This window comes from Streptomyces enissocaesilis, from assembly GCF_039533765.1.
Lineage (GTDB): Bacteria > Actinomycetota > Actinomycetes > Streptomycetales > Streptomycetaceae > Streptomyces > Streptomyces enissocaesilis.
Genome location: NZ_BAAAUD010000051.1, coordinates 156986 through 176671 on the forward strand (window position 1 = coordinate 156986; position 19686 = coordinate 176671).

General features: G+C 71.5%; 16 protein-coding genes. 10 read left to right on the forward strand and 6 right to left on the reverse strand.

Annotation, left to right across the window (positions count from 1 at the left end):
• Positions 1-121 precede the first annotated feature (121 nt).
• The 4 genes from ABD374_RS26535 (at position 122) to ybaK (ending at position 4384) form a co-directional block, all read left to right on the forward strand.
• A complete protein-coding gene (locus ABD374_RS26535) occupies positions 122-1729 on the forward strand; it encodes an oxidoreductase (protein ID WP_344498179.1) in 1608 nt (535 codons plus the stop codon).
• A 256-nt stretch (positions 1730-1985) separates the two neighbouring features.
• Positions 1986-3038 carry a hypothetical protein gene (locus ABD374_RS26540; protein ID WP_344498181.1) on the forward strand — a complete coding sequence of 351 codons (1053 nt, stop codon included), beginning with the start codon at positions 1986-1988 and terminating at the stop codon, positions 3036-3038.
• A gap of 5 nt (positions 3039-3043) precedes the next feature.
• Positions 3044-3871, forward strand: coding sequence for an LON peptidase substrate-binding domain-containing protein (locus ABD374_RS26545; protein ID WP_344498183.1), 828 nt, complete (start codon positions 3044-3046; stop codon positions 3869-3871).
• 18 nt (positions 3872-3889) lie between these two features.
• Complete coding sequence (gene ybaK, locus ABD374_RS26550) at positions 3890-4384, forward strand: Cys-tRNA(Pro) deacylase (RefSeq protein WP_344498185.1); 495 nt, start codon at positions 3890-3892, stop codon at positions 4382-4384.
• Positions 4385-4473: 89 nt separating this feature from the next.
• Here ybaK and ABD374_RS26555 read toward each other — a convergent pair whose 3' ends face one another.
• From ABD374_RS26555 to ABD374_RS26570, 4 genes are all read right to left on the reverse strand, one after another.
• A complete protein-coding gene (locus tag ABD374_RS26555) occupies positions 4474-5268 on the reverse strand; it encodes an ABC transporter permease (RefSeq protein WP_344498187.1) in 795 nt (264 codons plus the stop codon).
• 56 nt (positions 5269-5324) lie between these two features.
• Complete coding sequence (locus ABD374_RS26560; protein ID WP_344498189.1) at positions 5325-6095, reverse strand: ABC transporter permease; 771 nt, start codon at positions 6093-6095, stop codon at positions 5325-5327.
• Positions 6096-6199: 104 nt separating this feature from the next.
• The gene (locus ABD374_RS26565) at positions 6200-7171 is read right to left on the reverse strand and encodes an ABC transporter ATP-binding protein (protein WP_344498442.1); all 972 of its coding nucleotides are present in this window, start codon (positions 7169-7171) and stop codon (positions 6200-6202) included.
• Positions 7172-7353: 182 nt separating this feature from the next.
• Positions 7354-8721, reverse strand: coding sequence for an NYN domain-containing protein (locus ABD374_RS26570; RefSeq protein WP_344498191.1), 1368 nt, complete (start codon positions 8719-8721; stop codon positions 7354-7356).
• A 236-nt stretch (positions 8722-8957) separates the two neighbouring features.
• Here ABD374_RS26570 and ABD374_RS26575 point away from each other — a divergent pair, with 236 nt between their 5' ends.
• On the forward strand, positions 8958-9137 hold the full coding sequence (locus ABD374_RS26575; protein ID WP_344498193.1) for a hypothetical protein: 180 nt from the start codon (positions 8958-8960) through the stop codon (positions 9135-9137).
• A gap of 138 nt (positions 9138-9275) precedes the next feature.
• Here ABD374_RS26575 and dnaE read toward each other — a convergent pair whose 3' ends face one another.
• Entirely contained in the window at positions 9276-12815 is a 3540-nt protein-coding gene (dnaE, locus tag ABD374_RS26580; protein ID WP_344498195.1) for a DNA polymerase III subunit alpha, read from the reverse strand.
• A 168-nt stretch (positions 12816-12983) separates the two neighbouring features.
• Between dnaE and ABD374_RS26585 the strand changes: the two genes are divergently transcribed.
• The 5 genes from ABD374_RS26585 to ABD374_RS26605 all read left to right on the forward strand — a co-directional run bounded on the left by ABD374_RS26585 (position 12984) and on the right by ABD374_RS26605 (position 18997).
• Positions 12984-14309 carry a DUF2252 domain-containing protein gene (locus ABD374_RS26585; protein ID WP_344498197.1) on the forward strand — a complete coding sequence of 442 codons (1326 nt, stop codon included), beginning with the start codon at positions 12984-12986 and terminating at the stop codon, positions 14307-14309.
• A gap of 87 nt (positions 14310-14396) precedes the next feature.
• On the forward strand, positions 14397-15101 hold the full coding sequence (locus ABD374_RS26590) for a hypothetical protein (RefSeq protein WP_344498199.1): 705 nt from the start codon (positions 14397-14399) through the stop codon (positions 15099-15101).
• Positions 15102-15148: 47 nt separating this feature from the next.
• Positions 15149-15964: a DsbA family protein gene (locus ABD374_RS26595; RefSeq protein ID WP_344498201.1), complete on the forward strand. Its 816-nt coding sequence runs from the start codon at positions 15149-15151 to the stop codon at positions 15962-15964.
• An 85-nt stretch (positions 15965-16049) separates the two neighbouring features.
• Positions 16050-17708 (forward strand): alkaline phosphatase D family protein, encoded by a 1659-nt coding sequence (locus ABD374_RS26600; protein ID WP_344498203.1) that lies wholly within the window; start codon positions 16050-16052, stop codon positions 17706-17708.
• Between the two features lie 284 nt (positions 17709-17992).
• Positions 17993-18997, forward strand: coding sequence for a zinc metalloprotease (locus ABD374_RS26605; RefSeq protein WP_344498205.1), 1005 nt, complete (start codon positions 17993-17995; stop codon positions 18995-18997).
• Here ABD374_RS26605 and ABD374_RS26610 read toward each other — a convergent pair.
• A complete protein-coding gene (locus ABD374_RS26610) occupies positions 18982-19479 on the reverse strand; it encodes a hypothetical protein (protein ID WP_344498207.1) in 498 nt (165 codons plus the stop codon). The two genes, ABD374_RS26605 and ABD374_RS26610, sit on opposite strands and share 16 nt — an antisense overlap.
• Between the last annotated feature and the right edge of the window lie 207 nt (positions 19480-19686).

A 19686-nucleotide genomic window follows, 5' to 3' on the forward strand; every position in this document is an offset into this window, starting at 1 on the left:
CCCGCGGCCGAGCCTCCGTATCACTGACTGATACACGCCCCACGCCTCATTCATCACTACTGGCGTTCAGTCCGTCACTCAGAGGGAAGAACGGCTGTACGAGTCGACGAAAGGGGCGGCCTTGACCGAGCCGCAGCAAGACGTCGAAGCGCCCGACTGGCTCAGTGTCTCCGAAATGGGCATGTGGCAGGCGTTCCGCAACGGCAGCACCTACGACCTCCGCACCCGCAATCCCGTCCTCGACGACCCCCTGACCACCAGACCATGGCCCCCCGAGCGCAGTGTCCGCGCCCGCGTCGTCGCGCTGCTGCTGCTCAGCGGGCCGCCCGCGCTGCCCGGGCGGGTCGCCGCGCTCAAGCTCGTCGGCGTACAGATCACGGGCACCCTCACGCTCGCGGGCGGGCGGGTCGAGCCGTACGTCGAGATGCACAGCTGCCGCTTCGAGAAGGAGGTGCTGCTGCCCGAGTGCCACTTCACCACCCTGCGCATGGTGGGGTGCGCCATCCCCCGGCTGGAGGCGGCCCGGCTGCGCACGGAGGGCGATCTGCACCTGCCGCGGTGCAGTGTCCCCGGCGGCATCCGGCTCACCGACGCCCAGATCGGCACGGACCTGCTGATCAACCAGATCGTCGTACGCCAGGACCGCAACGGCCGCTCGATCGCCGCCGACGGCCTGTCCGTCGCCCAGGACCTCCAGGCCGAGATGATCGAGTCGCACGGCGAGTTCAGCCTGCGCGGCGCGAAGGTCGGGGTCTCGCTGAGCCTGCGCGGCAGCCGGCTGCGCAGGCCGTACGGCGTGGAGGGGCGGCGGGCGCTGAACGCCCCTCAGATGACGGTGGAGCGCACGCTCTACATGACGCCGGCGGGGATCGGGCCCCGGGGCGCGGCGCCGGGGACCACTCCGCCGTACGGCATCGGGAACACGCCGGTACACGGCACCCGCGTGCAGCGGTTCGAGTGCGAGGGAGGGCTGCGGCTGGACGACGGGCGGTTCGGGGACGCCGTGGACCTCGACGGCGCGCGGTTCGTCATGTCGCTCGGGCAGGAGCTGTCGATGCGCCGGGTCCAGACGCCCGAACTGCGGTTCCTGTGCGAACGGCCGGAGGAGGGGAAGGTGGTGCTGTCCGGGGCGAAGGTCGGCAACCTGGTGGACAGGGCGGACAGCTGGCCGCGGCCCGGCGGGCTCACCATGGGCGGTTTCACGTACGACTGCCTCGTACCGCGCGGGCTGTTCCCGCTCGCGCAGCGGCTGGAGTGGGTGACGGCGGCGACTCCGGAGTACGCCCCCGAACCGTACGAGCGGCTCGCCGCCGTACTGCGCTGCAGCGGGGAGGACGCCGACGCCCGCGAGGTGCTCCTGGCCAAGCAGCGCCGGCGGCGCGAGACGCTGCCGCTCGCCGGGAAACTCTGGGGCTTCCTCCAGGACTGGACGGTGGCGTACGGCTACCGTCCGGGCCGGGCGGCCGTGTGGATGGCCGTGCTGTGGGCGGCGGGCACGGTGGCGTTCGCCCAGCTCGGTCCGGGTCCGGTCAAGCCCGGGGAACATCCGCAGTGGAACGCCCCCCTCTTCGCGCTCGACCTGCTGCTGCCGGTGATCGATCTGGGGCAGGACGGGCACTGGCTGCTGCGGGGCGGCTGGCAGTGGGCGGCGGCCGGGCTGATCCTGCTCGGCTGGATCCTGGCGACGACGGTCGCGGCGGGGGCGTCACGGCTGCTGCGGCGCAGCTGACCGGACGGGGACCCGTCCGGGGAGCGGGGGCAGAGGGCCGGGGGCGGGAGCCGGCCCTCCGGGACCCGGGGGCGGGAGCCGGCCCTCCGGGACCCGGGGGCGGGAGCCGGAACCCGGAGGGCCGGGAGCCGGGGGCTCGGGGAAGCTCCCCGCCTCCGGCTTCTTCGCCGTCCCTTGACCTGCCGCCGCACAACCTTTCCGGCCGATGCGAAAGCTTGACTGAACCCTCTGGCGCGGCTCCGACCTGCGGTTTTCAATGGTTCACACCATGTCATTCCTTCGCGCTCCGACCAGCACCGCGCGCGTGATCCGCCACGCCCCGGAGCTCGGCACCGGCCTGCCCGGCGACGACCAGGTGCTGCTCGACGTTCCCGACGAGCGACTGGGCCCGGCCCTGGTCGCCGCGGCCCTCGGCGACCACGGCCCCGCAGCCGGCCTCCTCGCCGCCACCCGCGAGGGCGCCGAGTGGGAGAACCGCGACCGGTACACCGTCCGCCTCGCCACTTTCGCGCTCAGCCGACAGGACTGGCTGGACAGCTGGCTGGCCGCCGCCCCGCACCACCCCGACGCCCTGCTCGTCCAGGCCGAGCTGTCGGTGCGCAGGCTCTGGGGTTCGCCGGCCCGCGCCGAGCGGCTGCGCGACGCGGGCCCGCTGATCGAGGCGGCGGCCGACGCCGCTCCGCGCGATCCGGTGCCGTGGCGCATCGCCCTCGACCACGCGCGCGGCACCCGTGCCGCGCACACCGCCTTCGAGGAACTGTGGGCCCGGGCGATGAGCCGCTCCCCGCACCACTACGGGTGCCACGTCTCCGCGCTCCAGTACCTCTCCGCGCAGTGGTACGGCTCGCACCGCGAGTGCTTCGACTTCGCCGAACAGGCCGCCGAAGACGCCCTGCCGGGATCCCTGGTGCAGGCGCTGCCCGTACGCGCGGCCTTCGCGCACCTGCTGAGCGGCGCCGACCCGGCCCGTCCGGGCGCGGTCGTTCCGTACCAGCGCGTCGACGCGGCGGCCGACCTGGCGATCGCCCTGTCCGCCGCGTACGCGGCGGGCGACCCGTGGCCGGCCGAGGTCCGCAACCTGCTGGTGTACGTCCTGGCCGCCCGGGGGCGGTGGGCCGAGGCCCTCGAACAGTTCCGGCTGATCGGGCCGTACGCGACCTCGTTCCCCTGGGCGCGTCTGAGCGACGACGCGCTGGGCGGGTTCCTGGAACTGCGCGGCGCCGCGAGGATCCGGGTGGCCGCGACGATGCCTTTGCGCCCTTCGCGCGGGACGGCCCGCCGGATCAGGCCCGACGGCCATTACGCTTAGCCGCTGTGACCACCGCTCGCCTGCCCCTCTTCCCGCTGAACTCGGTCCTGTTCCCCGGCCTCGTACTGCCGCTGAACGTCTTCGAGGAGCGTTATCGCGCCATGATGCGCGACCTGTCGAAGGGCGCGGACTCCGGCGGCCCGGCAGACTCCTCCGGCGCGTCCGCCCCGCCCCGTTCCTCACCCTCGGAGCCCTCCGGTCCCTCCGGTACCTCCGAGGAAGAGCCGCGCCGTTTCGTGGTCGTGGCCATCCGCGACGGCCGCGAGGTCGCCGCCACCGCCCCCGGCATGCCGGACGCCACGTCCCCGGCCGGGCGGGGTCCCGCCGCGGGCTTCGGCGCGGACCCGATCCAGGCGTTCCACCAGGTGGGCTGCATCGCGGACGCGGCGACGATCCGCGAGCTCGAAGACGGCGGTTACGAGGTGCTGGCCACCGGGACGACCCGCGTCAGGCTCCTCTCCGTCGACGCGAGCGGCCCGTACCTCACCGCCGAGGTGGAGGAACTGCCCGAGGAGCAGGGCGAGGACGCGGGCGCGCTGGCCGAGGGTGTGCTGCGGGCGTTCCGCAGCTACCAGAAGCGGCTGGCGGGCGCGCGCGAGCGCTCACTGGCCACCGGCGCGGAGCTGCCGGACGAGCCGTCCGTCGTCTCGTACCTGGTCGCCGCCGCGACGGTGCTGGACGTCCCGGCGAGGCAGCGCCTGCTGCAGGCTCCCGACACCGCGACCCGGCTGCGTGAAGAACTGAAGCTCCTGCGCACCGAGACCGCGGTGATCCGGCACCTGCCCTCGCTGCCGGCCACCGAACTGACCAGGAAACCCACCAGCCCCAACTGATCCGGAGACAGAGCCGCAGTGGCCAAGAAGAAGCAGCAGTCCGCAGGCACGCCCGCGACAGTCGCCCTGACGGCTGCGGGAACGGCGTACACCCTTCACGCGTACGCGCACGACCCCGCGGCCCCCTCGTACGGCGAGGAGGCGGCGCAGGCGATGGGTGTCTCTGCGGACCGCGTCTTCAAGACCCTGGTGGCCGACATCGACGGCACCCTGACGGTGGCGGTCGTCCCGGTGGCGGGCTCTCTCGACCTCAAGGCACTGGCGGCGGCGGTCGGCGGGAAACGCGCGGCGATGGCGGACCCTGCGGCCGCGGAACGCACCACGGGGTACGTCCGCGGCGGCATCTCCCCGCTGGGGCAGCGCAAGAGGCTCCGCACGGTCCTGGACGCCTCGGCCTCGTCGTACGAGACGGTGTGCGTCTCGGCGGGCCGCCGCGGTCTGGAGGTCGAACTGTCCCCGGCGGACCTGGCGGCGCTGACGGACGCGGTGATCGCCCCGATCGGCCGCGCGTAACCGCGTAACCCGGTCGGCACCCGGTCGACTCGACGGGCTCATGGCGAGCCCGTCGGTCCGTCGGTTCCGTACCGGCGCCGGCGGCGGCTTCAGGGGCGTGTGCCGTCCCCGGCGCCCGGGTGCGGACCCGGTGCGCCCGGGTGCGGACCCGGTGCGTCCGGGTCCGGTACGGCCGGGCCCTGATCCGGTGCGGGCCCCGGATCCCCGTACGCCGTACCCCACTCCGGTTCCGGGTCCCGCGGCCCGAAGAGCGCCGTCAGTGCCAGGTGGACGAGCATCGCGGCCATGGGCCACGCCAGCAGCGCCCCCTTCGCCCCGAGCTTGAGCGGCGCGTCGAACGTGACGCCCTGCCCGACCTCCCGCGCCCGTGCGACCACGTCGTCCGTCGGCCCGAACCAGACGCCGACGCCCCACGCCAGCAGCGAACCGAGCAGCCCGCCCAGCGCCAGCCCCACCACCAGCGGAATGCCGCCGCGCCGGTTGAACCAGAAGGCCAGGGCCGCGCCGACCGCGCCGAACGTGAGCGCCAGCAGCACGAACGTGCCGTCCGCGCCCACCGCTTCCTCGCCCTCGGTGTCCTTGAGGAAGACGGCCTTGTCGGTGGAGACGAGCGGCACGCGCGGCGCCAGCCACAGCCACAGCAGCCCCAGCGCGACACCCAGGACCGTCAGCGCCAGGACCACCACAAAGGCCCTGACCACCTCCGTGGACAGACTGATGTCCTGCTCGCCGCCCCCGACCCCGTCCGCCTCCGTGGCGGTCACGGCGTCGGGGCCGTGGCCGTGGTGGGGCCAGGACGGAAGTGGAGCGGCGGCCTCGGCGTCGGCCTTCTGCCAGGGGTCGTTCGGCGGCTGCCGGTGAGGCGGCGTCAGAGGAGCGGTCACCCTGCCATCGTGCCAGGCGCCCCGGGGCCACGCCTCATCGGACCGCTGCCGGCCGTCTAACGGACCGCTGCCCGCCGGTACGCCCAGGTGGCGACCGCAAGCGAGACGACCCCGACGGCCGCGCACACCGCCAGATCGAGCGCCACGGCGGGCCAGTCGGGATGCGCGTCGAAGGTCCGCGCGAAGGCCTCGACGCCGTACGTCGAGGGCAGCAGGTCCCGGGCGTACGAAATCGGCGCGGGCAGCCGGTCCGCGGGCAGCACGCCCAGCAGCAGGGCCGCGGACATCCCCAGCTGTCCGAGCAGCGTCGCGAGTTCCTGCCGCGGCGCGAGCAGCCCCAGCGCCGCCCCCAGCCCGGCGAGCGCGGCCCCCGCCAGCGGAATCACCGCGGCCAGGACCCACAGATGCGTGAGCGGCAGCTGGAAGAGCGTGCAGCCGACGACGGCCGTGACGAACGTGCCGGGCACGGTGAAGGAGGCGTACGCGGCAGCCGTACCCAGCACCACCGCGGCGGGCGGCACCGGCAGCGTCGCGTAGTGGTCGAGGCCACCGCTCGCCCGCAGCTGCCCGAAGTACTGGGCGAGCAGGTTCAGTGCGACGAAGGCGACCACGAGCACGCTCGACCCGGCGACGACCGCCCGTGCCTCGCCGCCCCCGTCGACGACCCCGCGCATCAGCACCATGATCCCGACGGACTGGAACGTCGCCACGAACAGCAGCGGGATGCGCGCCACCCGGGCCCGGGACAGCTGCGCCCGGTAGACGGCGGCGAGCGACGGCAGCAGCCGGGCGCGGGGCGCGAGCGGCGCGGGTTCCCGGCCGGTCATGCCGGCGGCTGTTTCTCCCGCCCCGGCCGCTTCCCCGGCTTCCTCCGCTTCTTTCGCCCCTTTGCTCCGCGTCTGCGCGGAACGGATTTCCGCGGGCACGACACTCACGCCTTGACCAGCCCTTTCGTACGTCCGCCGAGTGCCAGGTACACGTCTTCGAGGCTCGGCGTCGCCAGCGTGAAGTCGTCGAGCGCGGCAAACGCCTCGCCACCGGTCACGGCGGCCACGGCCGCCCGCGCCTCGTCGGGAGCCAGCCGCAGCACCCAGCGCCGCCCGGACTCCTGCGCGGACGCGCGCAGCGCCGCGACCTCGGGCACGTCCAGCGGCGCCCGCTCCCGCCACACGAGGTCGAGCCGCACCTCACCGGCGACGCGCGCCTTGAGCCCGGCGGGGGTGTCGCACGCGATCACCCGGCCGCTCTCCAGCACCGCGACACGGTCCAGGACGGTCTCGGCCTCGATGACGTTGTGGGTGACGAGCAGGACGGTCGCGCCGTTTCGCGCCCGCCGCCGGTCGACCGCCGCCCACACCGCGCGCCGCGCGACGGGGTCCATGCCGGTGGTCGGCTCGTCCAGTACGAGGACGGGCCGCTCGCCCACCAGCGCGGCGGCGAAACAGGCGAGCCGCCGCTGTCCGCCGGACAGCTTCCGGAGCGGCCGCCCGGCGATCCCGCCCAGTTCGAGTTCTTCGAGTACGTCGTCCCGCTCGGCCCGCGCGGCCTTCGCCGTGAGCCCGCGCAGGCGTCCGGTCGTCTCGGCGGCGAGGGACACGGTCAGTTCGTCCAGCGCGGTGGATTCCTGGCCGAGGTACCCGACGAGCCGCGAGGCCCGCTCGGGGTGGCGCACGAGATCGTGCCCCAGCAGCTCGACGCTTCCGGAGTCCGGCCGCATGAGGCCGGTCAGCTGGCGTACGAGAGTGGACTTGCCGGCGCCGTTGGGCCCGAGCAGCCCGAAGATCTCGCCGCGCCGCACGTCGAGGGAGATGCCGTCCGTGGCCCGTACGGCCGCTGTCGCGGGGACCCCGCGCCGGCCCCGGGCGGCGGGATACGTCTTGACCAGATCCCGCACGGCACACACGACTCCTGTGCCGCGTCCCGCCTGCGCTGTGCCCGTACTCACGAGGGACGAGCCTACGGGGTTCCCGGCCCGGCCCCGGCGCCGGGGCGGCGCAGGCGCGGCGGAGCGGGCGCGGGGCCCGCTTCCTCTCCCCGTTCCTTTGCCTGCCCGTCCCTTCCCCCCTTCCCGTACCCCTCGCCGTGCTACTCCCCCGCCGTCGCGTGCTCGGCCGCGGCCCGTACGTCGATCTCGCGCCAGAAGCCCGCCCTGATCGCGTACCGGTCGTGCTCGTCGATCTGGTCGTCCTTGTGCGCCAGCAGTCCGAACCGCGCCGCGTACCGCAACAGCTCGCCGTCGATGCGGTGCGGAATCCTCGGGTACATCGTCGAGAGGTTCTGGGTGTGGCCCGGATCCGGCAGCCGCCCCATCCACCGCCGGGCGAAGACCTGCCCGACCTCGAAGGGATCGCCGCCGACCGTGGTGATGTCCTCCTCGCGGTCCGCCCAGCGCTGCTCCGCGCTGGTCAGCTGGGCCAGCGTCGGCAGTGAGGCGGTCTCGGCCGGCTCCCCGAGAGGGCTGCCGCCGGGGCGCTCCGCCCAGCCCTTGTCGGACGACCAGCGCAGGGTCGCCCCGGTGGTGCCGGCCGGCGTCCCGTTCGCCGCCCCGGCCGCGTGCTGCGCCGCCTGCGCGCCGGGACCGCGCAGGCTCGCGAGGTCCTTGGGGGTCGGCACGACCCTGGCGCCGTGCGGCGGATGCGCCTCACCGGACCCGTTCGCGGCGGACGCGCACGCGGGGACCGGCGGGGCGGCCGGACCCGCCGCCGAAGACCCGTTGCGTACGGCCGCGCCCGTACCCGGCCCCGCTTCTCCGTCCGGGGCTCCGGCCCGTGCCTGCGCCTGGGCCTGTGCCGCCCGCTCCGCCGAAGCGGCGAGCGCCGACTCCGGCAGCGGGGCCGACAGGATCGCGGCGATTTCCGGCCGCGGCACCGGCGGCGGCGCGCAGATCCCGGTGAGGTCCTTGGGCCGTACCGCCTTGGTGATCCACACCCGGTCCAGCACGCGCCGCTCGTCGGCCTCGGCGACCAGGTCCTCGGACTGGTTGTAGTCCCCGTCGGCGGCCTGCACCGCCCAGAGGTGGACCGCTACGCCGTGTTCCTTGGCGGACATCAGCCCCGGTAGCAGATCGCCGTCCCCGGTCACCAGCACGATGTCCGAGCAGGCGCGATTTCTGGCCAGCTCGGTCAGTTCCGCGTGCATCGCCGCGTCGACGCCCTTCTGCGCCCAGCGCCCGTCGCTGCGGGTCAGCGCCCCGAGCCTGACCGTCACGCGCGACATGACCCGCAGCCGCCGGTGCTCGGGCTGCGGTACGCGGTCGGGGGCGCCGTCGAACCAGTAGATGCGGAGCAACGGTTGCTGAGTGTCCGCTTCGGCCCGTTCTCGCAGGCCCTGGATGAGGGCCGCGTGATCCACCGTGATGCGGGATCGGGCCGGTTCTCCGGCGAGCAGGCTCGCGGCGGCGCCCAGCAGGTAGCCGGCGTCCACCAGGACGACGCAGCGGTCCACGCGTTCCACCCTCTTTCGGGAACCTCGGGATCGGAAGGTGTTTCGGGAGTGCTTCGGGCTTCCTTGGAGTCTGCCCGACTGCGTGAGGGTTAACGGCGGGAACTCGATCATCGGCGTGGCGGATACCGAAGTTGTTCCGCACCGATTCCAATTACGCACAGTAATGATCCAAAATGCGCGCTTTGTCGGCCTGTGTGAATCTGGTCCCGGCCCTGGCCCCCAGAACCCCCACAGGAGGCAGCACCATGGCCAAGAACAAGAACCGCAAGCAGGGCGCCCCGCAGGACCGTGCGTCCGCTGTGGTGCGTGGAACCGAGCAGACGAAGGACAGCGCCTTCGAGTCCCATGCCCAGCAGCATTCGCACGCACAGGGCAGCCCCGCTGACATTGCCCGTAAGCACCAGCGGCGTTTCGGCCACAACTGACGCGCGCCCGGCGCACACAGAAGGGGCGCACCCGTGACGACGGGTGCGCCCCTTCTGTGTGCGCTGTTGTCTGCGTGCGCCCTGGTCTGGGGGCGCTCCGTTCTGCGTGCGCTCCCGCTCCTCAGCCGCTCCGGCCGGTCATCCCGCCAGGCAGGACGGGCCGAGCAGCACCTTCAGATCGCCGAAGAGCGCCGGGTCCGGCTGGACCCGGTGCCGGTCGAGTCGCAGCACCGTCGTCTTGCGGGCCCCCTGGAGCTTGATCCGGACCTCCGTGTTGCCCCGGTGGTGCTTGAGGATCTCGCCGAGCTTGGTCACCATCGGCGGCGTCACCTTCACCGTCGGGATGGTGAGGACCACGGGAGCGTTCGTCCCCGCCGAGGACACGTCCGGAACCATCAGCTCCATGGCGACGAGCCGGGGGACGTCCTCGCGCTTGTCGAGGCGTCCCTTGACGAAGACCACGGTGTCCTCGACGAGCTGGGTCGAGACGAGCTGGTACGTCGCCGGGAAGAACATGCACTCGATGGAGCCGGCCAGGTCCTCGACGGTCGCGATGGCCCAGGCGTTGCCCTGCTTGGTCATCTTGCGCTGGAGGCCGGAGATGATGCCGCCGACGGTGACGATCGCACCGTCGGAGTGCTCGCCGCCGGTGAGCTGGGAGATCGAGGCGTCGGCCTTGTCCGACAGGACGTGCTCCAGCCCGAAGAGGGGGTGGTCGGAGACGTACAGTCCGAGCATCTCGCGCTCCTGCGCCAGCAGGTACGACTTCTCCCACTCGACGTCGGAGAACTCCACGTCGAGCCCGAAGCCCGGCTCGTCGCTGTCCTCCTCGCCCATGCCGCCGAAGAGGTCGAACTGGCCCTCGGCCTCCTTGCGCTTGACCTGCACCACGTTGTCGATCATCGGCTCGTGGTGTGCGACGAGGCCCTTGCGGGTGTGGCCCATCTCGTCGAAGGCACCGGCCTTGATCAGCGATTCGACGGTCCGCTTGTTGCAGACGACCGCCTCGACCTTGTCGAGGAAGTCCGGGAAGGAGGAGTACTTCCCCTTCGCCTTGCGGCACCTGATGATCGAGTCCACGACGTTCTGGCCGACGTTGCGGATCGCGGTCAGGCCGAAGAGGATCACGTCGTCGCCCTGCGCGGCGAAGTTCGACTGGGACTCGTTCACATTGGGCGGCAGGACCTTGATGCCCATGCGCCGGCACTCGTTCAGATAGACGGCCGACTTGTCCTTGTCGTCCTTGACCGAGGTCAGCAGTGCCGCCATGTACTCGGCGGGGTGGTTCGCCTTGAGGTACGCCGTCCAGTAGGTGACCAGGCCGTACGCCGAGGAGTGCGCCTTGTTGAACGCGTACCCGGCGAAGGGGACCAGCACGTCCCAGAGCGCCTGGATCGCCGCGTCGGAGTACCCCTTCTTCTTCGCGCCCGCCTGGAAGAGCACGAAGTTCTTCTGGAGCTCGTCGGGCTTCTTCTTGCCCATCACGCGGCGCAGGATGTCGGCCTCGCCGAGCGAGTAGCCGGCGATGATCTGCGCGGCCTTCTGCACCTGCTCCTGGTAGACGATCAGGCCGTAGGTGACGCCGAGGACCTCCTTGAGGGGCTCCTCCAGCTCCGGGTGGATCGGCGTGATCTCCTGCTGGCCGTTCTTGCGCAGCGCGTAGTTCGTGTGCGAGTTCATGCCCATCGGGCCCGGCCGGTACAGGGCCGAGACGGCGGAAATGTCCTCGAAGTTGTCGGGCTTCATCAGCCGCAGCAGGGATCGCATGGGGCCGCCGTCGAACTGGAAGACGCCGAGCGTGTCACCGCGGCAGAGCAGTTCGTACGTCGTGGGGTCGTCCAGCGGGAGGGAGAGCAACTCCAGGTCGATGCCCTTGTTGGACTTCACCATCTTGACGGCGTCGTCCATGATCGTGAGGTTGCGCAGGCCGAGGAAGTCCATCTTCAGCAGGCCGAGCGACTCACAGCTCGGGTAGTCCCACTGCGTGATGGTCACACCGTCGGTGTGGCGCACCCAGACGGGCACGTGGTCGGTGATCGTCTCGCTGGACATGATCACGCCGGCCGCGTGCACGCCCATCTGCCGGACCAGGCCCTCGACGCCCTTCGCGGTGTCGATGACCTTCTTGACGTCCGGCTCGTTCTCGTACATCGACCGGATCTCGCCCGCCTCGCTGTAGCGCGGGTGCTTGGGGTCGGTGATGCCGTTGAGGTCGATGCCCTTGCCGAGGACGTCGGCGGGCATGGCCTTGGTGAGCCGGTCGCCCATCGCGTACGGGTAGCCGAGGACGCGCGCGGAGTCCTTGATCGCGTTCTTGGCCTTGATCTTTCCGTACGTGCCGATCATGGCGACCTTGTCGGCGCCGTACTTCTCGGTGACGTACCTGATCACCTCACCGCGCCTGCGCTCGTCGAAGTCGATGTCGACGTCGGGCATGGAGATGCGCTCGGGGTTGAGGAACCGCTCGAAGATCAGGCCGTGCTCGATCGGGTCGAGGTCGGTGATGCCCATGGCGTACGCGACGATCGATCCGGCCGCGGAGCCCCGCCCGGGGCCGACCGCGATGCCGTTGTTCTTGGCCCACATGATGAAGTCGGCGACCACGAGGAAGTACGCCGGGAAGCCCATGTCGATGATGATCTTCATCTCGTACTCGACCTGCTTGAGCCGGTCGTCCGGGATGCCGTCCGGATAGCGCCGGGCCATGCCGCGCATGGTCTCCTCGCGGAACCACGTCACCTCGGTGTAGCCCTCGGGCACGTCGAACTTGGGCATCAGGTTCCGCTCCTGGAACCAGCCCTCGGTGTCGATCTGCTGGGCGACCAGGAGGGTGTTGGCGCAGCCCTCCTGCCAGGCGTCGGAGGAGTCGACGGCGTACATCTCGTCGGTCGACTTCAGGTAGTAGCCGGTGCCGTCGAAGCGGAAGCGGTCCGGGTCGGAGAGGTTCTTGCCGGTCTGGATGCACAGCAGCGCGTCGTGCGCGGTCGCCTCGTGGGCGTAGGTGTAGTGGGAGTCGTTGGTGACCAGCGGCGGGATGTTCAGCTTCTTGCCGATCTCCAGCAGCCCGTCACGGACCCGGCGCTCGATCTCGATGCCGTGGTCCATCAGCTCCAGGAAGTACTTGCCCTCGCCGAAGATGTCCTTGTAGTCGGACGCGGCCTGGACCGCCTCGTCGAACTGGCCGAGCCGCAGCCGCGTCTGCACCTCGCCCGAGGGACACCCGGTGGAGGCGATGAGGCCCTCCGACCACTGGGAGATGGTCTCCTTGTCCATGCGGGGCCACTTCGTCAGCCAGCCCTCGGCGTACGCGTCGGAGGACAGCCGGAAGAGGTTGTGCAGGCCGGTCTTGTTCGCCGCCCAGATCGTCTTGTGCGTGTAGCCACCGGAACCGGACACGTCGTCGCGCTTCTGGTGCGGCTGGCCCCACTGGATGCGCCGCTTGTTGCGCCGCGACTCGGGCGCGACGTACGCCTCGATGCCGATGATCGGCGTCACCCCCGCCTTCTTCGCCGAATGGAAGAAGTCGTACGCCCCGTGCAGGTTGCCGTGGTCGGTCATCGCGATGTGCGACATGCCCATCTCGTTGCACGCCTCGAACATGTCCTTGAGCCGCGCGGCACCGTCCAGCAGCGAGTACTGGGTGTGGACGTGGAGGTGCGTAAAGGGCGGCTTGGTCACGGCGGAGGCCTCCGGCAGAACGGTCGGTGACAGGGCGGGGGGACAGCTTGGAAGTCTACGTCGGCCCACTGACAACGGGCGGGCACTCACGGGTACGGTCGGGCGTTGGACACAGGGAAAAGCCTGTCCTTTTTGTCAAGAACGTCATGCACCAGGAGGCAACCGGCGATGTCGGTCCAGCAGACAGACGCCGCTCAGCGCGGCGAGCAGATCCTCGCCGTCTTCGACACCGCGTTCGGCACGCTCCTGGCCGCCGACCCGGCCGCCTTCCGGGTCAAGTTCCGCAAGATGGCCGCCTCCGCCTTCGCCTTCTACCGGGGCGCGGCGTCCCTGTTCTACGCCGACCTGGAGCGCGAGCAGCACGGCGGGCCGTACCTGGACGAGCGCACCGGACGGGTGTGGATCCACGGCGACCTGCACGCCGAGAACTTCGGCACGTACATGGACTCCCAGGGCCGCCTGATCTTCAACGTCAACGACTTCGACGAGGCGTACGTCGGCCCCTTCACCTGGGACCTCAAGCGCTTCGTCGCCTCCGTCGCGCTCATCGGCTACACCAAGGCCCTCGGCGACGAGCAGATCACCGGGCTGGTACGGACGTACGCCGCCGCCTACCGCGAGCGCATCCACGCCCTGGCCACCGGCGCCAAGAATGACGAGGTGCCGCCCTTCACGCTGGACACGGCCGAGGGCCCGCTGCTCGGCGCGCTGCGCTCCGCCCGCTCGCTGACCCGCTTCGGGCTGCTCGACTCGATGACCGAGATCCGTGACTTCGAACGCCGCTTCGCGTCCGGCGGCGGCTCCATCGACCTCGACGCCGCCACCCGCTACAAGGTCTTGGCGGCCTTCGACGGCTACCTGGAGACGCTGCCCGAGTCCAGCCTGACCCGCCCCGACTCCTACCGCGTGAAGGACGTCGTCGGGCGGCGCGGCATCGGCATCGGGTCGGCGGGCCTGCCCTCGTACAACATCCTGCTCGAAGGCAACAGCGACGCGCTGGAGAACGACGTCGTGATCTACATGAAGCAGGCGCAGACCCCGGCGGTCTCCCGGCACATCACCGACGGTGCCGTCCGCGACTACTTCCAGCACGAGGGCCACCGCACGGTGATCTCGCAGCGCGCCCTCCAGGCGCACGCGGACCCGTGGCTGGGCTGGACGGAGCTGGACGGGGCGGGGCAGCTGGTCGCGGAGGTGTCGCCGTACGCCGTGGATCTCGACTGGTCGGACATCGACGACCTGGACGAGATCGCGGCGGTCGTCGCCGACCTCGGCAGGGCCACCGCCACGATGCACGCGGCGGCCGACGACGAGAGCGGCCACTCGCTGGTGCCCTTCTCCACGGAGCGGGCGATCGACGCGGCGATCGCGGGCGACGAGGAGAACTTCGCAGACCTGCTGGTGGACTTCGCGCACTCCTACGGGGCGCGGGCGCGGGCCGACCACCAGATCTTCGTCGACCTGTTCCGCAACGGCCGGATCCCCGGCCTCTGAGCGGCCGGCCGGTCGGCCGGTCGGGCAGCCGGCCGGGGGCCGGGCTTTAGGGGCCTCTTACAGGAAGCCGTGGCAAACTCACGTTCCATGGACGTATCAGGGACGCAGCCGAGGGCGGCGCGCGCGGCGCTTTTCACCGCGCTCGTCGTCACGCTCTCCGTCGCGTCCCATGTGCTGCTCTCCCGGGTCCCGCTGCCCCTGACCGCGGTGGCCGCGATCGCGGCCGGCGTGTTCGCCGCCGCGTACGCGCTGGCGGGCCGGGAGCGCGGCTTCGGCGCCATCGCCGGCCTGCTCGTCCCGCTGGAGCTGGCCGCCGACACCGTCTTCACCACCGGACAGCACCTCTGTTACGGACCGTCGGGCGGCCCGGTGACGGGGTCCCTGCGCTCCGTCGGGTTCGACGTGCTGTGCGGCGGGGACTCCGGCACCGGCCTGGGTGTCCCGCTCGTGCCGGCCGCGGCCCCGGGCTCCAGGGAGGGCGCCGCCGCCCTCCTCGGCTCCCCCGACCCGGCCCTGCCCTGGCTGCTGCTCGCCGCCCACGTCACGGTGGGGCTGCTCGCCGCGGCCTGGCTGCGGCGCGGGGAGGCGGCGCTCGCCGGCCTGGTGCGGACCCTGGCCGCGTTCACCTTCCGGCCGCTGCTGACCGCCGTCGCCGTGGGTGTCGCGGCCCACCGGTCCGTACGGCGCGCGGTACGGCCCGCCCACCGGGTCCGCACCGCCTTCCGCCGCCGTCTGTCCGCGCACTCCGTGGGACGGAGGGGACCGCCGCGCCCGGCACGCGTCTTCGCCTGAGCCCAGCAGTTCCTCCCCCCCCCTCTTCCTCTACGGAGAACACGACCATGAGTGCACGCAACCACCAGGCCAGCAAGGCGGCGGCCCGCGAGCGGCTGCGCGCCGAGCGCGAGCGCCAGGCCAAGAAGGACAGGACGCGCCGTCAGCTGATCGTCGCCCTTTCGATCGTCGGCGTCCTCGCGATCGCCGGCGGCATCAGTTACGCCGTCATGCAGGCGAACAAGCCCTCCCAGTGGGAGGCCGCCAAGAACGAGAAGCAGGTCACCGCGCCCGCGAACACCGAGGGCAAGGACGGCACGAGCGTCGTCGTCGGCAAGAAGGACGCCGGGAAGACCCTGGAGCTCTACGAGGACGCGCGCTGCCCGATCTGCGCGACCTTCGAGCAGGCGAACGGCGAGACGATCGAGAAGGACGTCGCCGCCGGCAAGTACAGGCTCAAGTACGTCGGCGCCACCTTCCTCGACAGGACCGACAACGGCGAGGGCTCGAAGAACGCGCTGAGCGCGCTGGGCGCCGCGCTCGACGTCAGCCCCGAGGCGTTCCTGGAGTACAAGGGCGCGCTCTACTCCCAGAAGAACCACCCGGCGGAGCAGGACGACAAGTTCGCCGAGGACGACTACCTGATCAAGGTGGCCGACGAGGTGGACGCCCTCAAGGGCAACAAGGAGTTCCAGCGGAACGTGCAGGACGGCACCTTCGACGCCTGGGCGCTGAAGATGTCGGCCGCCTTCGACAAGAGCGGTGTGCAGGGCACCCCGACGCTCAAGATGGACGGCAAGAAGGTCACCGGGTCGGACGGCCAGAGCACGCCCATGACGCCGGCGGAGTTCAAGACCGCGATCGACAAGGCCCTCAAGGCATAACCGCCGCACGGCACTTCACCCAAGGGTGGGCGAACGTTCCTGCGTTTGCCCACCCTTGATCCGTACTGATCAGTAATGTACGGCCGTGACCAGTCGATTCGCTTCATCTCCCAGCCGCCGTGCGCTCGTCAGGGCCGCTGCCGCCACCGCCCTCGCCGCCCCTGTCGCCGCTTCCCCTGTCGCCACTGCCGCTGACGCTGCCGCCGCTGACGTACAGAGCCCCGCGTTCCTCCACGGAGTCGCCTCCGGCGATCCGCTGCCCGACGGCGTACTGCTGTGGACCCGGGTGACCCCCTCCCCCGAGGCCACGCCGGGCTCCGGCAAGGGCCCCGACGTGGTGGTGCGGTGGGAAGTGGCCGAGGACAAGGGGTTCTCGGCGGTCGTCGCCCAAGGTACGACGACCGCCGGGGCGGCGACCGACCACACCGTCAAGGTCGACGTCAGGGGCTTGCGCCCGGCCACCGTCCATTACTTCCGCTTCACCGCGGGCGGCACGGTGTCCCCCGCCGCCCGCACCAGGACCGCTCCCGCCGCCGGTGCCGCCATAGCCGGCGTGCGCTTCGGCGTGGTCTCCTGCGCCAACTGGGAGTCGGGTTACTTCGCGGCGTACCGGCATCTCGCCGCCCGCGCCGACCTGGACGCGGTCCTCCATCTCGGCGACTACCTCTACGAGTACGCCACCGGCGGCTACCCGGAGCCCCCGTACGTCGTACGGCAGCACGAACCGGCCCACGAGACCGTCACTCTCGCCGACTACCGCACCCGGCACGGCAACTACAGGACCGATGCCGACCTCCAGGCCCTGCACGCCGCGCATCCGGTCATAGCCATCTGGGACGACCACGAGTTCGCCAACGACGCCTGGTCGGGCGGCGCGGAGAACCACACGCCGGGTGCGGAGGGCGAGTGGGCCGCGCGGGTGGCGGCCGCCAAGCAGGCGTACTTCGAGTGGATGCCGGTCCGGGCCTCCACCGAGGGCACCGTCTACCGCCGGCTGCGCTTCGGCAGGCTGGCCGATCTGCACCTGCTCGACCTGAGATCGTTCCGCTCCCAGCAGGCGAGGTCCGGCAGCGGCGCGGTGGACGCCCCGGAGCGCACGGTGACGGGCCGCGCCCAGCTGGACTGGCTCAAGGCGGGACTCGCCGCCTCCGGTGCCGTCTGGAAGCTGGTCGGTACGTCGGTGATGATCTCGCCGGTGGCCTTCGGCTCCGTACCGGCCCACCTGCTCGCGCCGCTGGCCGGCCTGCTCGGCCTGCCCGAGGAGGGTCTCGCGGTCAACGTCGACCAGTGGGACGGCTACACCGACGACCGCAAGGAGCTGATCGCCCACCTCAGGGACCGGGCGATCGGGAACACGGTCTTCCTGACCGGCGACATCCACATGGCGTGGGCCAACGACGTGCCCGTCAGGGCCGCGACGTATCCGCTGTCGCAGTCGGCGGCGACCGAGTTCGTGGTCACCTCGGTCTCCTCGGACAACCTCGACGACATTCTGCACGTGGCGCCGCAGACCGTCTCGCTGGTCGCGGCCGCGGCGGTCAGGACCGCCAACCGCCATGTGAAGTGGCTGGACATGGACTCCCACGGCTACGGCGTCCTCGACGTCACGGACGAGCGCTCGCAGATGGACTACTACGTCGTCTCCGACAAGACGCGGCAGGACGCGACGGCGCGGTGGACGCGCTCGTACCGCACGCTCAGCGGAACGCAGAAGGTCGAGCGGGTGAACCAACCGGTCCTCTGAACGTCGAATTCCAGCCATCGCTCGGCCTGTTACGAGCAGATCACGCCAAGGAGCGGGTGGTGCAAATCCGCCGTCCGAATGCGGACACACCACCCGCCTTGGTAGCCGCAGGGCTTACCCGCACATCTCAAAGTCTGGACCAGGCCGGAAGCTTTCGCCCCGATGCCCCAATTGAACCGAAGATTGATTGGGCCTGATCGATCCTCATCAAGATATGACATGCACACATAACCTCCGGGCAGCGGCGGGGAACCCACCCCCGCCCACCCCCGCGAGGAGTCAACGTGCGTGCTCTTGCTCGTATATCCCCCCTTCTGCGCAAGCGGTTCATCGGTACGGCGGTGATGGCCGGAACCCTGGCCCTGTCCACTCTCTCCGCACCCGCCGGGACCGCCGTCGCCAAGGCCCCCGCCCGGACCGCCGCCGAGAAGTGCGTCGAGGAGCCCCACACGAGCGCCGCCCGCGAGGCCCGCCCCTCCGGCGCCCCGCACGCCCACGAGCCCAACGAGGTGACCGAGGCCAAGGCCAAGGCCATGGACGCGGACCTGCGCAAGAGACTCGACAAGCTGCGTACGTCGGGCAGCGCCGCCAGGGGTTTCTCCACCACCGCCGCGACCACCGTCCCGGTGTACTTCCACGTCGTGCACAGCGGCGCCGCCGGCAAGCTCACGGCGACCGACATCAACAACCAGATGGCGGTCCTCAACTCGGCCTTCGGCGGCCAGGGCACCGGCAACGTCAACTCCGGCTTCCAGTTCACGCTGGCCGGTACGGACTACACGGACAACGCCTCCTGGTACAACCTGGCGTCCGGTTCGACCGCCGAGAAGGAGATGAAGGCGGCCCTGCGCAAGGGCGGCGCGGGCACGCTCAACTTCTACACCGCCAACCTCAGCGGCGGCCTGCTCGGCTGGGCGACCTTCCCGAGCTCGTACAGGTCCAACCCGACGATGGACGGCGTCGTCGTCCTCGACAGCTCGCTCCCGGGCGGCAGCGCCGCCAACTACAACGAGGGCGACACCGCCACCCACGAGGTCGGCCACTGGATGGGGCTCTACCACACCTTCCAGGGCGGCTGCAACGGCAACGGCGACTACGTGACCGACACCCCGGCCGAGAAGAGCGCGGCGTACCAGTGCCCGACCGGACGTGACTCCTGCGCCAGCAAGACCGGTGTGGACCCCGTCCACAACTTCATGGACTACACGTACGACAACTGCATGTACCAGTTCACCGCCGGCCAGACCGCGCGGATGACCGACAACTGGACCGCCTACCGCGCCGGCTGACACCGGCCGGACGGACCTCCACCCTGACGTCGTGAACGGGCCGAGGGCATCGGGGACATCGGGGACATCGTCGACGGGCGTTTCGAGCTGCTGGAGCGGCTCGGCAGCGGGGCACGGACGCGGTACGGCGCACCCGCGGCACCGCCCTCCACCGCGGTGCCGCCCCGAAGGAAGCCCTGTCCCCCGGGTCCGTCGGCGGCCGGTGACGCCGAGGCCTCGCGCGCCCTGCGGAAGCGGGTGCCGCGCGAGGCCGGAGCACCGGCCAGGATCAGCCGCCCCACGTGGTGACGGTCCATCACATCATCGGCGAAGAACCGCACCCCCGGTTCGTGAGGGGGCTCCTGCCGGGACGCGCCCTCCAGACCCTCCAGCACCTCCAGCACCGCCTGGAGCAGAGCCCCCCCCTGCCGTCCCAGGAGGCGGCGCGCACCGGCCGCGAAGTGCTCCCGGCCCCGCGCGCCGCCCACGCGGCCGGCATCCACCACCGGGACGTGAAACCGGCCGACGTCCTGCTGCGGGCCGACGGCGGCGCGGTGCCCACCGACTTCGGCACCGCCGCCGTCCAGGGACCCGCGGCCCTGGCCATGACCGCGAAGCGATCGGCTCTCCCGAGTACACGGCGCCCGAGCGCATCCACGGCTCCGGCAGGCGGGTCCGCCCGGTCCCGAAACCGCCGAACCGCCGAACCG